9 protein-coding genes are annotated in these 16,265 nt (G+C 54.6%); all 9 read right to left on the bottom strand.

Annotation, left to right across the window (positions count from 1 at the left end):
* Positions 1-5: 5 nt before the first annotated feature.
* The 9 genes from NTU47_10290 to NTU47_10330 all read right to left on the bottom strand — a co-directional run bounded on the left by NTU47_10290 (position 6) and on the right by NTU47_10330 (position 15,708).
* Positions 6-2,300 carry a T9SS type A sorting domain-containing protein gene (locus tag NTU47_10290; protein ID MCX6134187.1) on the bottom strand — a complete coding sequence of 765 codons (2,295 nt, stop codon included), beginning with the start codon at positions 2,298-2,300 and terminating at the stop codon, positions 6-8.
* Entirely contained in the window at positions 2,249-2,824 is a 576-nt protein-coding gene (locus tag NTU47_10295) for a hypothetical protein (protein ID MCX6134188.1), read from the bottom strand. The genes NTU47_10290 and NTU47_10295 overlap by 52 nt, the downstream gene beginning before the upstream one ends.
* A gap of 676 nt (positions 2,825-3,500) precedes the next feature.
* Positions 3,501-3,950 carry a MarR family transcriptional regulator gene (locus tag NTU47_10300; protein MCX6134189.1) on the bottom strand — a complete coding sequence of 150 codons (450 nt, stop codon included), beginning with the start codon at positions 3,948-3,950 and terminating at the stop codon, positions 3,501-3,503.
* Positions 3,951-4,265: 315 nt separating this feature from the next.
* On the bottom strand, positions 4,266-4,463 hold the full coding sequence (locus NTU47_10305) for a hypothetical protein (GenBank protein MCX6134190.1): 198 nt from the start codon (positions 4,461-4,463) through the stop codon (positions 4,266-4,268).
* 85 nt (positions 4,464-4,548) lie between these two features.
* On the bottom strand, positions 4,549-4,797 hold the full coding sequence (locus tag NTU47_10310) for a hypothetical protein (GenBank protein ID MCX6134191.1): 249 nt from the start codon (positions 4,795-4,797) through the stop codon (positions 4,549-4,551).
* 285 nt (positions 4,798-5,082) lie between these two features.
* Positions 5,083-6,450, bottom strand: a complete 1,368-nt coding sequence (locus NTU47_10315; protein ID MCX6134192.1) for a sigma-54 dependent transcriptional regulator — start codon at positions 6,448-6,450, stop codon at positions 5,083-5,085.
* A gap of 8 nt (positions 6,451-6,458) precedes the next feature.
* Entirely contained in the window at positions 6,459-7,868 is a 1,410-nt protein-coding gene (locus NTU47_10320) for a PAS domain S-box protein (GenBank protein MCX6134193.1), read from the bottom strand.
* A gap of 418 nt (positions 7,869-8,286) precedes the next feature.
* Positions 8,287-9,303, bottom strand: a complete 1,017-nt coding sequence (locus NTU47_10325) for a PDZ domain-containing protein (protein ID MCX6134194.1) — start codon at positions 9,301-9,303, stop codon at positions 8,287-8,289.
* 312 nt (positions 9,304-9,615) lie between these two features.
* A complete protein-coding gene (locus tag NTU47_10330) occupies positions 9,616-15,708 on the bottom strand; it encodes a fibronectin type III domain-containing protein (protein ID MCX6134195.1) in 6,093 nt (2,030 codons plus the stop codon).
* Between the last annotated feature and the right edge of the window lie 557 nt (positions 15,709-16,265).

The raw sequence follows: 16,265 nt of genomic DNA on the forward strand, positions 1-16,265 counted from the left end.
TCAGATTACTTCAGCAATGTCATTTTCTTCGTCGCGGTGAATCCTTCCGCCTGCAGATGGTAGAAGTAGACACCGCTTGCCACGGCACGACCGTCGTCGGTTTTGCCATTCCACGTGACGCGGTAGTTACCGGCTGACATCGTCTGGTTCACAACCGTCGCAACAACCTCACCGGACAAGCCATAGATCACGACCTTCACCGCAGTCTGTTTCGGCACCGAGAACGCGATTTCGGTAGACGGGTTGAACGGATTCGGATAGTTCTGATTCAGTGCAAACTCCGTCGGAACGCTCTTGCCGTTTTCCACATCGGTCAAGACGCTGACACTTGCATAGCCGCTTTCGTTGCCGGCGACATCAAGTGCAGAGACTTTGTAATAGTAGGTCACGCCGCTCTGGGAAACCGGATCCTGATAGAGAGGTGTCCGGACCTTCGCCACCGGCGTGGTGCCTGCCGGGTTGAAGGTCGCTGTCGTTCCACGATAGATTGCGTACTGGTACACATCACTCTCAACATTCGCTGTCCACTTCAATGTGACAGCATTTTGTTTGAACGCTGCGTTCAGACCTGAAGGGACCATCGGTGCGAGGTTATCCACCGAGTATCCGCTGTCGGGCTGGCTGGAATACATGACCTGGTTGTCTTTCGTGTAGCCGGCGACGTAGAACACCGTCCAACGCTGACCAGAGGTCTTCGTAGAATCGAACAACGTCGGAGCAAGGAATGAGTACTGCGCCATCCCCGATGCTGGAACTGCGCCTACGTACGACCAGACGCTTCCGCCCATGACAACCTGGCCGCCCTGGCTCGTCGTGCTCATCATTTCCGTGAAGCTGCCAACCTTCTTAATAGAGTTCAGACTGGGCAGGATAGGATCTTTTCTCCACACGCCGTAGTTGATTACCTGGCCAAAGCTATACATCTCAGCCGGGAATGCGGTCCACACAACCTGGACCTTTTTGCCGTTGTCAACCGGTACGTCCTTGATCGAGGAGATTGAGGATGCTCCGGCGCCGAGTTTCACCTGCTCGAGCGAGGAGGTGAGAAGGCCCTTCGTGTAATTGTAGTTGTGGACGCCACCGCTGCCATCGTTCCGAACGAACTGCAGATTGTAGGCAGCTGCGCGCTCGACAACTGAAAGCTTGCGCTTCGACGTCACCGGCAGCTTTGAGTTGTTCTGCCACGTGATTGTGTCGGTAAAGAGAATCGGCGTGCCGGTGGGGTTGATATCGCTGACGATCGTATCCCGCTTCGGCAGTGCTGCATACAATGCCGCCAGCAACTTGTCCGTCTTCCCCTTTGTCAATTCCACAAACTCGATCGAGGCTTTACCGTGGCACTCCTCGCAACCTGTGGGATTGAGGATCGTCGTGGTGACACCGCCGACGGTATTATCATATGCAACTCTGAACGTGTGCCCGCCCATTTTCGTCATCATAGTATCGGGCTTGGTGAAGTTTGATGCCGCGGAGGCCAGGAATGATGGTGAGCTGGCCATATGACACACCGCGCAACGCTCTTTGATGTCGCTGTGAGAGGAATTCTCATACATATAACCCGGGAGTTCCCATCCACCCCATGTGCCGACCGCAGCGTCGTTCTGCTGCACTGAACCGGAAGGAGCCTTAAGGTACGCGTTTGCCACGTCCATCGTGAACGGAGCAGTGTTCGTGCCCATCAACATCGTTCCCTGATGTGCGGTGTGCAGGCCGCGGCTGCTCATGCGTGTGATGTGGCAACCGATGCAAACATCGCCGACGGTCTTCGCACGGAGCTGTTTCTCATTTGATCCGTCATGCGGATCATGGCAGGTGGCGCAGCCGACTGGCATCGGGTCATTGTACACCAGCAGACCTGTCGTTGCCGGGACCGGCTGGGCTTTTCCACCGATAACTTCATTGACATATCCTTGTGACGTATGGCAGCGTGCGCATACGGGGCGGGACGTGTATTGAGGCTGACGCTCGGTTTCGGTTGTGGAAATCGCGTGAGCAGATGCGCTCCACGCATAACCGATACCATGCCGGTCGCTCGAGAAGTGACACGGTGCGCAAACTTCAGACGACAACGTCTCATCAAGCTTGTTGTTCCCGGCTTGCGGGAAGGCCGCGATGTGCTGTCCGGCTGGTCCGTGGCAATTTTCGCACTGGATGCCTGTTCGTGCCATCGATTTGGGGTACTTCGTCACCAACGTGTCGAACACGCCAGGTGCATTCGTCGGAACCGTTGTGAAATTCTCCGCCTTCGCTACATCGTGACTTTGCGCTTCACGGCTGTAGCATGATTCGTCTTTGACCATGAGGTGAATTGACTGGGGTTCACGAGGTGGCACGCACAACCCATCGGGACGTTTTGGTTCGCTGTCATCGAGATTCCGGCGCCGATGAACTTGGCGGCGACGATTTTCGTTTGCACCGAAGCGGCAGCACCGAGAGGTGTTGTTGCCGTCATCGTCACAGTCCAATCGCCAACCGTGTCAGCAACGAAATACACTACTTTACCGTTGAGGCCCGCTGCAGTGTCCTGAATCGGCTTCGAGACGCCATACGGGCTTGTCAACGTCCACGTCGCGCTGTTCACAACAACCAATGTGTCCGTGTATTTGTTTCCCAATCCGGAGAGGGCCTTCGGAGCCAACACAACGCGGCTCCCGACTCCGACTGACTTGAGGCCTGTCGTTGCCTGGTTCTTGTTTGCTGACTTGAACCTGTCAGGCACACCTACGATATCGATCTTGGCAGTCTGAGTCTGTGCAAGGACGGGCACAGCCAGAACGAAGATCAAGACGACGAGGATGGATAAGCCAAGTAGAAATTTCTTCATGGTACCTCCCTGTGAAGTATTTTGGAGCTTCGTTGTATTGAGGGGTCTTTCGTTCAACATAACCGTTACATCGTCAATTTCTGTGATTCAGCTCAGCGAGAGCCGGCAAGTCAGTCATTCGTATGTTTGGGAACGGCAACTCGTGTGCCAAAAACGCGAAAAATCAAAGCATCTTTTTGGGCTGAAATCAAATGAATTTGTCGATCGTATGGCAACTTCGGTCACAGATTCCCATCTTTGCTAATGTGAAGCAGTCGTAGTTCCGAATTCTGGAGAAACCCTGATGCCTGGAATTCTTCAAAAAAGCGATCCCGACCGGATTGTCCGTTGAAAAGTTCAACAATATCAGCCGGTATTCAGTATCACTGCTGAATGTTTTCAACAAGCGTGCCGACGAATTGTTGCACACCTTAGCCAATGAAATCCAGCAATTTCAACAGAATTCATCGATTTCCATCCTCCAGACAAAACCTAAATTACTGTTTTTGATTCGATGATCCGTTTGAATTCTTATGGCAGGAATCGCGAAGGGAGCTCACTGGACTCTGGCAGACGGTGCCTTTGTGGCTTTCCGGGGGCGTACGGGGAGAACAATAAGGTGGTGAACTGAAGTTTGAGGATCCTGGCCGCGAACCGGCCTGCGGAAAAAAGATGGCCGTGAAGAAGTGAAGCGGGACTATTCCTTGACCCACTCCTGGGTTGCCTGACGCAGTTTCTCCATTGCCTGTATGACTGATTCCCCCGCGTCCGATGGGAGAAGGTTGATGATGTCTTCGTGCACAGATACGTACATTGCTTTGAGCTGCGAGCGAGAAGCGATACCAACTTGGGTCAAACCGATGTCGACGATCCTCCGGTCATTGCCTCCTGCCTCCTTTTTCACCATTCCTTTCTTGAGGAGCCCGTCAATGATGCGCGTAATGCGGCTGCTGGAAAGACTCATCCTCTTCGCCAAAGCCCCGGCCGAGAGCATTTCGTCCTCTTGCAACGAGCGGAGGAGCTTGAATTCAGCCACCGTAAGATTGAGCTTTTCCGCGGTGCGTTCGATTTTCAGTTGGCAGTTCTCCAGCAGCTCGTAAGTCAGGTCTGCCATGTGTTCTGCCAGTTCGTTCTTTTGGACGGCCATAATTCCTCTTTGGGGACATGGTGGATATTCGCCGGAAGATTCTCGGGCCGACAATCACGGGCTCATACGAATGACGCAAACCGCTCGGGCATAGCCATCGTTCCTGCCTGCAGGCGGATCCGCAAGATGGTCTGGCAAAAAAAACGCCCACAGGCAGCAAGGCTCTCATGCGAATGCAAAGCACACCTGTGGGCAGATTCTTCTTATTGATGTTTCCAAGGGAATTGGCTCTCCTCCCGCGAACGGTATTGCGGGAAAGAGAACACGATTCGCTCTGTAGATCACTCGTTTCTGAGAGGATTTGAAACCGGGAACTCAGAAAATAAAGTTCACGCCCTCAAATTCGTCCTCAGGCACCTCATGCGGGAATGCTCCAAAATTCTTCAACGCGCTTTCGTTCTCGACGAAATACGGTCCTTCCCCTTCATCCAGTCCAAGTCGGCGAAGATACAACAACGTTCCCCCAACAGCTAAGGCAGCGAGTATTCCGGCAACCCACCAGCCCGGTTTCATAGACAGTACTCCTTTAACTGCAGCAGCGATGCACCAATAACTTTCCCCCAGCGACCGGTGCATCAATGAAACAAATGCCAACTTCCTAGTTCATCGCGGGATGCATTTCGGCCGCGTGTTCGGCCTCGTGACCTTCTTCGGTATCTTCAATCGAAAGTTCGCGCAGCTTCCTGTACAACGATGAGAGACTGATTCCTAACAGCTTTGCAACTTTGCGTTTGTCATTGCCGTTGACGCGCAGCGCATCGATGATCAAGGCACGTTCATATGTGCGGACGGATTCTTTCAGATTACCCGCAACTAACCCCTCTTGTTGCATTCTAGCTCGCTCCATTGTTTCCTCCTGGGTTTCAAGTCTGGTAGTAGCTTCGGTGCAGGGATGTGAAATTATCCCATTTGCGAAAATGCAAGGAACGTGCCACCAGAAAAAATATGCATGGCGTCCGCTTGCGTGCGAATTTTCGCAAAAATGGCCATCACTCTAGGGGAGCGATTTGCCGCTTGCTTACTATTGGGAAGGGGGGAAGAAGGGAATTCTCAAAGATTAGAAAGGAGGAAAAAAAGACGGAAAACTTGTCAAAAGGCAAGCATTTCTTCCTCAATGGCCGAGGTCTGGAACTCATCGTGTCGGAATTTCGAGTTCCTCCATTTTGCGATAGAGCGATGACAAGCTGACGCCAAGCGCCTGCGCCGTCGCCTCTTTGTTTCTGTCGTGCTGCGTCAGGACCTGTTCAATGTACGTCCGCTCGAATGCCTTCACCGCATCCCGCAGAGTCTGATGCCCTCCTGCCGGCATCGCCGCGTGCTGCGAGGTCATCATCCGGAAGTACTCGGGCAGATGCTCAAGACCGATAAATTCCTTGTCACAGAAAATGACCGCGCGCTCGAGCACGTTCTCCAGTTCGCGGACCTCGCCCTTCCACTGGTACTGCATCATCGCGCTCATTGCCTCGTTGGAGATCCCCTGGATCGGCCGCCCCATGTGCTTTCTGAAGGCTTCAAGGAAATGCTGGCACAGGAGCGGGATGTCTTCTTTTCTTTCGGCAAGCGAAGGGAGATCGATCTCCACCACATTCAACCGGTAGAACAAATCTTCCCTGAATTTTCCGTTCTCCACTTCCTGGCGAAGGTCCCTGTTTGTCGCCGCGATGATTCGCACATCGGTCGTCATCGGATCAGTGTACCCGACAGGGATGACCTCCTTCTGTTCAATGGCCCGTAGGAGTTTCACCTGCAGGTGTAACGGGATTTCGCTCACCTCGTCGAGAAACACGCTTCCACCATCGGCTACTTTGAAGAGTCCCTCTTTGTCCGTCGTCGCTCCCGTGAACGACCCCTTCTTGTGACCGAAGAGTTCGCTCTCGAACAGCGTCTCAACGATTGCGCCGCAGTTGATAGCAACGAACCGTTTCGTTTTCCGCCTGCTGTTGTAGTGGAGTGCGCGGGCGACGAGCTCCTTCCCCGTCCCGCTCTTTCCCGTGATGAGCACCGTCCCGTCGCTTTCGGCCACGGTCCGGATGATCTGGAACACGTTCTTCATGCTCTGGCTCTGACCGATGATCTGGTCGAAATCGTACGTCCGGTTAATCTCCTGCCGAAGAAGCGAGTTTTCCAGCGACAGCGCCCTGTGATCAAGCAGCTTGCGGACCCGGTGCAGAATGTCGTCGAAGTCGATCGGTTTAAGAACGTAGTCGTACGCTCCCTTTCTCAGTGCTGCCACCGCTGTTTCGATCGACGCGAACGCCGTGATCATGATGACAAACGTCTGCGGCGTCCGCTTGGTGATGTGTTCCAGCAGCTCCATGCCGCGCATCTCGGGCATTTCGATATCGGAGATGACCACATCGAACGGCCGTGCCTCCTGTTTCGCGAGCGCCTCCTTTCCGTTCGGAGCTTCTTCGACCTGGTATCCTTCCTTCTTCAGAACAAACCCAAGCGATTCGCGGATAATCTGTTCATCATCAACAACAAGTATGCGCTCTGTCATCAGCCCTCTTACTCCTCTTTGATCGGTAACTTGATCTTGAACGTACTCCCTTTGCCAAGTTCACTTTCCACTTCGATGTCGCCATTGAAACTCTCGACAATCCCGTAGCTGACCCAGAGCCCGAGTCCCGTCCCCTGCCCCACCGTCTTGGTGGTAAAGAACGGCTCGAAGATTTTTTCGCGGTCTCCGGGATCAATTCCCCGTCCCGTGTCTTTCACCAGCACTTCCGCATGATCCTCATGTGCGCGCGACTGTATCCAGATCGATCCCGGTTTCCCCTCGAGTGAATCAACCGCGTTCATCAGGATGTTGATGAACACCTGCGCGAGCTGGTCTGGGACAACAGGCAAACTCGGCAGGTCGTCTGCCAGTTCCAGCGTAAACGCGATGTCTTTCACTTTCTTCCCGTACTGCACGATGTTCAGCGCTTCACGGACAACCTTGTTCAGGTCCGTGGGCTTGATGACGTACGAAGACGGACGCGAGAAATCGACAAGGTCGCGGATAATGCGTGCGATCCGGTTGATCTGGTCTTTGATCAGACCAAGCTTGTCCTTTGCGAACTCATCGGCTGTCGTCCGCTGGATCACCTGGACCAGCGAAGAGATCGAGGTCAGCGGATTCCCGACCTCGTGCGCGATACCGGCTGCCAGAGTTCCGATGCTTTCCATTTTTTGAGAACGGAACAACTGCTGTTCCAATATCCGCTGTTCGGTGATGTCCCTGTGGGCTCCCATGAAGCCTACGATATGGTCGTTGCCATCGACGATCGGCGAAATAACGAGTTCCGTGTGGAATGGGCTCCCGTCTTTTCGACGATTCTCAAGTTCGCCAACCCATACCTTCCTTTGCACAATGTATTCCCAGACTTTCTTCCAGAATTCCGTCCCGTGCCTGCCACTGTTCAGGATCCTGGGGTTCCTGCCGATGAGTTCTTCCTTCGAATATCCGCTTGCTGTCTCGAATGCGGGATTGACGTAGACCATCTTCCCGCTGGCATCGGTGATCTGAATCGGATTGACGGTATGCTGAATGACGTTCGAGAACCTGAGATAATCGAGTTCCCGCTTCTTCTGCTCGGTGATATCTTTCGCAATAAGGACGGAGTAGAATCTCTCGGCCGAGTAGAGTCTCCGAAGGTCGATCTGGACATCCAATACCGCCTTGTCGGATCTGACAAATTTCGTCTCGAGCGATTGATCGCCGTAATTTGTCTTCAGGATACTCATGAGCACCCGGCGCTGCTCGGCAGGGAGCAGGAGATCCAACGAGCTATGCAGGAGCTCGTTCGACGGGTATCCCGTCCCTTCGGCGGCGGCCGTGTTATGGTCCACGATCTTCTGCTCAGCGTCCACGATGAGGATCATCTCGGGCAGAAGGTCGAAAACCCGGCCATATTTCGAATAATGGACTGTCATGAGTGTCTTTGGCCTCAAAGGTACTCCAACTTCGCCTCATTGGCAAGGAAAGAGATAGTGGTGACCCCGTGAACGAGGTGTAATGGTGAATGGCCAATTGTCAATTGATAGTTGATTGTTCACGAGTGACTATTATAAGCGGCGTCGAAGAATGATCCCGGCATAGCTCGAGCATCGGATCGCGAGCAGAACTCACGAACAGCAGGTTTTAGTATTCGGAGTTTGGCTCAATCGCAGGGCAAAATGATTGTGCCCCCGTGAACAGGGCAGAATAGCGAACGTCCAATTGTCAATTCTCAATTAGTCGTTCACAATTGACCATTATACGGGATGTGGAAACAGCGTGAGATCAGCCGCTCAATAAAAAAGCCACGCAAAGGATGCGTGGCTCTCGGTCAGGCCTCGTATTGCATCATGTCTAGATGCCCTGCAGCACGCGCACCCTCACACGGGGCCTTACTTCTCTTTCGATTTTCTCGCGCAGTTCGAGCGATTGATCTTTCAGTCGCCCCTTGAGATGGTTCATCTCGATCTTCAGCTTGTCCATATCGGGCTCAAGAGACTCGATGTGAATGTCCGGCATATCGAACTCCATCGGACCCTCGTTGAAGAAGACGCCGCCGCGGTGTTTCGGCATGGACGGAGCGTCGAAATAGTAGTGTGAGCCCGCGTTTCCCTCGCTCTCCTGCACTTCGAGCGTCAACGTCTGATGAGTCCCCTTCCGCACGACATCGAGCTCCGCCTTCTCTCCGTCATCGTAGATTCCGAGAGCTCTTCCGACATCACGCATGCCTTTGATTTTCTTCTTTCCAACCGTCGAGATCACATCACCCGCCTTGACACCGGCTTTGTCTGCCGCGCTTCCCTTTTCAACTTCCCACACAAGAACGCCCGCTCCTTCGGCCACGCCAAAATACTGTCCAAGCTGCTCATTCAGCTCCCGAAGGGTCATTCCCTGGTAATCCTGCGCACCAAAGAAGACATTGAAATTACCAGTTCCACGCGGTGCCACCGTTACGATTTTCGATTTTGATGGCTGTTTCCCTACGACAACATCCAGAGACTTCTTTTCGCCTTTTCGCATCACAACCGCCGTCACCTTGCTCTCCGGCTTCGTATCGGCGACAGCTTTCTGCAGATCGCTCGCGTCATCGACCTTCTTTCCGTTGAACTCAATGATGATGTCTCCTTCTTTGATTCCAGCCGCTTCCGCCGGGCTCTTGCGCGTGACCTCACCAACGAGCGCTCCATCCTTTGATTTCAGATCCATCGCTTTTTCCATTTGCGATGTGATATCCTGAATGGCGACTCCCAGCCACCCTTTTTGAGTGCTGGCTTTTTCCTTGACCTGCTGCGCGCTCGCGTCGCCTGCTGCCATGATCAAGAGACAAAAGGCAGACAGGATTGATACCGCAAGAATTATTCGATTTTTCACAATGGTCGCTCCTTCTCTTGTTTTGGAATATGTCGTCAATTGCCTTTCCCCGTTAGACGCCGCCCCACATCCAGAGGTTCCGTGAGTTCTGAGAGTCTCGCAGGTACACACCATTTAGCTGGGACGAACTGCAGGGGATCTGTGACGAACGGGCTTCAGGCAACGGATGCAGGTGATCGAAGGGGTCTGAGGATATTCATGGAGTTCCAACGCAAAGGAGACAAAGAAGACTGAAATGAGAACGCGCGAAGATGCTTCGGGACTCTGCGTTGCGGGCCCGGGATCTGAATCGGAATCGAGCAGCGAGGAAGTTTATTTCAGAAGGACGAGGCGCCTGGTTTCGACAAACGTGTCGGTTTGTATACGGTAGAAATACACGCCGCTCGGCTGCGAAGACGCATTCCACGTCGTGCTGTACTGACCCGGAGCGTAGCGGCCGTTCACCAAGAGGTGGACAAGATTGCCGAGCGCGTCGTAGATTGCGAGCTTGACGTTCGATGATGAAGGAATCGAGAACCGAATGGTCGTGGAGGGATTGAATGGATTTGGGTAGTTTTGCATCAATGAATATTCAGAGGGGAGCCCGCTCTCGAACAGTTCCACGCCAGTCGTCCTAACAATGCTGAAACTACGGGTTTTTGAAAACGCTCCTTCACCGCCGGGGTTGATGGCTGATACTCTCCAGTAGTACGTCGTATTGTAATCGAAAGAGACCGACATCGTGAGCGAAGTGATATCTCTCAAGTCGAGGATGTTGGTTGAGAACAACGGGTCTTCTGAGACCTGGAGGTGATACGCGACTGCGTTCGTTGCTGCTGCCCAGCCGAACGTGACAAGGCGGGGCAGATTTGCGGCCCCATCCGCCGGCGCTGAAAGGGTCGGTGCGGTTGGAAGCACCGGTTCGATCGTGAAATTCCAGACAGAAGACCAGGCGCTCGTTCCGCCCGGGTTGGATGCACTCACTCTCCAGAAATACTGTGTATTTTGTATGAGCCCGGACAGATCGAACGACGTCGCTGTGATTGCACTCTGGGTAAACATGAACGAAGAGAAGTTCGACGATAAGGAAACCTGAAGAGTGTAGGTCGCTGCCCCCGCGACGGCATTCCATGAGAGCGTAGGATTTGATCTGATTCCTTTCATCCCATTTGCCGGAGAACTCAGCACGGGAGCGGCAGGTGCCGGCGCCGATGTCGTAAATGAAAACGCGGTAGAGAATGCAGTGGTCCCACCCGAGTTCGTAGCACTCACTCTCCAGAAGTACTGCGTGCTGGCTGCAAGTCCGGAGAGAGTATAGAACGTCGAGGTGACCCCGCTTTGGTTCAACACATAGCTTGAGAAGCCCGACGATGTCGAGACCTGCACAGTGTAACTCGACGCGCCGCTCGATGAGTTCCAGCTCAAGGTCGGAGCCGTCGAGAGATCGGTGGCCCCATTTGCCGGTAGTGCGAGAGTCGGAGGTCCGGGAGCCGCGATGACCGTGGTAAATGAGAACGTCGCGGAGAATGCACTGGTGCCTCCCGCGTTCGTTGCGCTGACGCGCCAGAAGTACTGCGTACTGTTGGACAAACCGACGGCGGTAAATGATGTGCCAGTGATCCCCGTTTGATTGACGTGCAGCGATGAGAAATCGGATGCAGTGGAAAGCTGCAGGTTGTAACTGTCAGCCCCGGGAGAACTGTTCCAGCTGAGTCCCGGATTGATTGGCGCGTTCACCGAGCCGTTCGAAGGAGACGCGAGTGTCGGCGCGGAAGGAGCGGTAACAACCGTCGTAAACGAAAATGCCATGGAGTAGGGACTTGTCCCGCCGACATTCGTGGCACTTACTCTCCAGTAGTACTGCGTGTTGTTCGTCAAACCCACGACGTTAAATGATGTTCCGGTCACTCCGCTCTGGTTCACGACAGTGGAAGAAAAATCAGATGCTGTGGAAACCTGCAGCGTGTAGCTCGAGGCGCCGGACGAACCATTCCAGCTGAGCGTTGGGTTACTCTGCACGCTCGCGGAGCCATTCAAGGGAGATGCGAGCGCCGGTGCCGCCGGGGGAGAGACGACCGTGGTAAATGAGAAAGCCGCCGAATACGGACTTGTCCCTCCGGCGTTGGTGGCACTCACTCGCCAATAGTATTGTGTGTTGGCGGATAATCCCGCAGCCCCGTACGATGTTGCTGTAACACCGGCCTGCGTAGACAGAATCGTTGAGAAATCGGAGGACGCGGAGACCTGCACGGTGTAGCTCGCGGCGCCAGCTGAAGCGATCCACGTCAGCGCGGGATTGACCGGGATACCGGTGGAGCCATTCGCTGGCGAAGAAAGCGAAGGCGTCGGCGGCCCGGCGAGGACGGTGGTGAACGAAAAAGTGGTCGAGAAGGAGCTTGTGCCTCCGTCATTTGCGGCGCTCACCCGCCAGTAGTACGCCGTGTTGTTGGACAGCGGTCCGACCTGACGCGATGGTGACGCGAGTGCATCATCATCCAGAATTGTCGGGTTGAATGTCGAAGACGTTGAAAGCTGGAGACGGTATCGTGTCGCTCCTGCCGGCGAGGTCCACGCGAGCGTCGGCGTCGTTCCAACGCCGGTCGTGTTATCCGCCGGGGATGTTGGCGTGGGCGCACCCGGAGGTGCAACGATTGTGGTAAACGAAAACGCAGAAGAATAAAGACCCGTGCCTCCAACGTTTGTCCCCCGGACCCGCCAGTAGTACCGCGTGTTGTTGGAGAGAGCTGCTGCGCCGTACGAAGTTCCCGTGATGCCGCTCTGAGTTGCGACAAGTGTTGAGAAGTCGGCAAGTGTGGAGACCTGTATCGTGTAGCTCGCCGCACCTTCCGAGGCATCCCACGTAAAGGCTGGACTTATGGAGACGTTTGCTGCATTGTTCTGAGGTGCTGCCAGTCTCGGAGCCGGTGGCGGTGCGACAATCGTCGTGAAGGAAAATACGGTCGAGTATGAACTTGAGCCTCCGACATTGGAAGCCATCACCCTCCAGAAATACTGTGTGTTGTTGGACAACGGACCCGCCTGAAGCGATGTGCCGGTTACCGCAGGGTCGTCAACCACAAATGACGAGAAGTTTGTCGAGGTCGATAGCTGCACACGGTATTTGGTGGCTCCCTGGGCTGCATTCCAGCCCAACGTCAGGCTGAGGGGTTGGTCAACTGAATTATTCAGAGGCAGGGAGAGAGTCGGAGCAGGCGGAGCAGCGACGATTGTTGTGAAACTCCATACCGTCGAATACTGGCTCGTCCCACCTGCATTGGCGGCACTCACCCTCCAATAATACTGCGTGTTGTTAGCGAGCGGTCCGACTGAGCGCGAAGTCCCTGTCACTGTGGGATCGTCCATTACAAGTGAAGCGAAGTTCGTCGAGGTCGAGACCTGCACGCGGTAGTTGGTGGCTCCCTGGGCTGCATTCCAACCCAACGTCAGGTTGACAGGTTGATCACCAGAATTGTTTGCAGGCAAAGAGAGAGTCGGAGCGGGCGGAGCGGCCACGATTGTTGTGAAACTCCATACAGTCGAATACGGGCTCGTCCCACCTGCGTTGGCAGCACTCACCCTCCAATAATACTGCGTGTTGTTAGCGAGCGGTCCGATCGAGCGCGAAGTTCCGCCCAGGGTTGAATCATCGACAACAGTTGTCGAGAACGTCGGTGACGTCGAAAGCTGCAAGCGGTACGAGGTTCCCCCGGAGGCTGCGTTCCAGGTCAAGGTCGTGGATATCGCAACATCAGATGTGCCATTCGCCGGGGATGCAAGTGTCGGCGCGGATGGAGGATTTGGCAATGACGAAGATGTCGTGAAACTGGAGATCGTCCACCCGCTTGCACCGCCAGAATTGATCGCCTGGACTCTCCAATAGTACTTCGTGGCAGAGGAGAGCGTTCTCACGATCGAAGGAGGCGAAGCAAGGCTGTCCTTGAATACTCGGGTCGTGAATGTGAAGTCGGTGTACACTTCGACGATGTACGACGTAGATCCGGTCACCAGAGCCCAACTCATCGATGCGCCGGAGGTGCTGGGAGTAGATGCGAGATTCCCCGGTGCAACCGGTATTGCGGTGGGGGTCCTGAACGCAGCATTTGTCCAGCCGCCCGATCCGGCAGAATTCGCCCCCTGGACCCTCCAGGCATAATCGGTGCCCGGCGACAATCCTCCAACCGTCAAAGCGGCAGAAACCACACTATCCCGAGACAGCCGGGAAGTGAAACTTGCATTGTAGACTTCGACGATATACCAGGCCGCACCGCTGACGCTCCCCCACGTAAGCGCAGCGCCGTTTGTTGTAGGCGTTGCCGCGAGGCCTGAGACTCCGCCCGGAACGGCGATGATTGTAGTGAACGAGAAGTTTGATGAGTACGAACTCGTCCCTCCCGCATTCTTCGCTCTCACTCTCCAATAATATTTCGTGCCATTGGCCAGCGGTCCGCCAAGCCGGGACGTTCCGGTGAGCGATGAGTCATCAAGAACCGTTGATGAGAATTGTGACGATGTCGAGAGCTGGAGACGATAGGATGTTGCTCCCGATGAAGTACCCCAGGTGATTGTGGGACTTGTGGAGACGCCTGTTGCGTTGTCCGCCGGCGATGTCAACGATGGTGCCGGAGGAGCGGCAACGATTGTCGTGAAGGTCCATGCCGATGAATACTGGCTCGTTCCACCTGCGTTGGTGGCGCTCACTCTCCAGTAATACGTCGTGTTATTCGTCAAACCGCTCGCGGTGCCTGACGTTGTGGTGAGGCCGCTTTGATTAAAGGTGAACGAAGTAAACGCGGAGGTCGTGGAAACCTGGAGAGTGAATGACGTCGCTCCACTGACTTGATTCCATGTCAACGAAGGAGTAACAGAAACTGAGGTTGCGTTATTTGCAGGCAAAGTGAGCGTTGGAGCCGTGGGCGCCGCAATTATTGTCGTAAAAGAGTACGTCGAAGAGTACGAGCTCGTGCCCCCCGAGTTCTTCGCGTTCACCCTCCAGTAGTAGAGAGTGCCGTTGTTCAAAGGTCCGACGGTCTGTGAAGTCCCCGTCAGCGTGGAATCATTGACGACCGTTGTCGAAAACGAAGACGATGTCGAAACTTGCAGGCGGTACGATGTCGCCCCCGAGGAGGAAGTCCAGCTCAACGTTGACGTCGTCGCTATTCCGGTGGCTCCGTTCGATGGAGAACTCAGCGAAGGGGCCGAAGGCGGATTGACAGGTGGCGAGCCCGAAGTTGTGAAACTGGAAGTTGCCCAACTCCCAAAAAAACCCTCATTGGATGCTCTGACCCGCCAATAGTACCTGGTGCCGTCCTGCAGATTCCTGAGAAGTGAAAACCCCCAGTATGACGTCGTAGTATCGCCGTAGAACAGGCTATTCGCACTATAGGAGACATCAGTGTACACTTCGACCGCGTAAGAGTCCGCCCCGGTCACTTGACTCCAATGCAAGACGTCCCATCCGAAAATCTTCGAATACCCAAGATCCGTTGGAGTTCTTACAATAGTCGTAAAGGAAAAGAAATTCGAGTAGGCGCCCGTTCCTCCGGCGTTTGTTGCGCTCACGTGCCAATAGTATTTCGTGGCATTGGCCAAGCCGGTGACATTGTATGAAGTTGACGGCAGCCCGCTTTGAGTGACGAGGTCTGATCTGAAATCCGAGGATGTAGAATACTGCAAAGTATAACTTGTCGCACCGCTGACCGGGTTCCAGCTGACCGTCTGACTTACCGGCGTTCCGTTGCTGCCACTCGCCGGCGTGGAGAGTGTCGGAGCAGATGGCGCGGGTACCAACGTGGCGAAGCTTGACGTAGTCCAACCGCTCGAGCCGCCAGCATTGACCGCTTGTACACGCCAATAATAAGTCGTTCCACTCAGAAGACCACTCGCAGATGCTGAGGCTGATGTCGGACTGCCACTCCAATTAAGGGAAGTGAAGTTCGCATTGGAATGGACCTCAACGACATAGGAAGTTGCGCCGCTCACGCTTCCCCAACTCAGTGCAGCGCCCGTCGTTGTCGGTGATGCAGCGAGGCCACTAGGAGCGGCCGGAGCGGGAACTAATGTGGCGAAGCTTGACGTAGTCCAACCGCTCGAACCGCTAGCATTGACTGCCTTCACACGCCAATAATAAGTCGTTCCACTCAGAAGACCACTCGCAGATGCTGAGGCTGATGTCGGACTGCCACTCCACTTAAGGGAAGTGAAGTTCGCATTGGAATGGACCTCAACGACATAGGAAGTTGCGCCGCTCACGCTTCCCCAACTCAGTGCAGCGCCCGTCGTTGTCGGTGATGCAACGAGGCCACTAGGAGCGGCCGGAGCGGGAACCAATGCGGCGAAGCTTGACGTAGTCCAACCGCTCGAGCCGCCAGCATTGAGTTCCGTCGGTGGAGGTTGCGACAGCGCGAGAGCAACACAGATGAACTGCACGGTCAATATCTTAGCAACGAACTTCATTCGGTAGAAAGAGTAGGCGAAGTTATGACCTGTTCAGATGAACCAATAGCTTTGGCGACTAAGGAATGGGTGATTCACACTTTACCCGAAAGGTAACGGTGCTCGCACACCAATCGGGTGCCACTGGAATCTCGGCTGCCGATGTACGTGTAAGCAATTCCGGCTGGTGTTCTACCCGGAGCAGTCACTTGCAAGCTACTCCCGTCGCCAAAACGAGAATTTGTCGTTATTAAGATAGGTTCGTCTGAATAGAAAATCAATGCAGGGGCCCCTGCAATCGGTGACATGTGCTGGCCATCACAGAAAAGGCGTGGTCTGGGGGGAGGCGCAGACGGACCAGAAAGTCAACGTAGGGCTGTTCCGGGAGGGTCTTCTCGGTCAGGGAGGAAATAAGCGCACGCAGTCGTGTCGTCAGGAGCAGAGCTCGTGACGAGCTTGGGGGGGGGGATGGAGCGGATTTACAGTGTGGGGGGCGTTTGCGAGACAGAAGCCAGCGGGAGGCAGATCCGGGCCGTTTTCGCGGGAGGGAA

The organism is Ignavibacteriales bacterium, from assembly GCA_026390595.1.
Classification (GTDB): domain Bacteria; phylum Bacteroidota; class Ignavibacteria; order UBA10030; family UBA10030; genus UBA9647.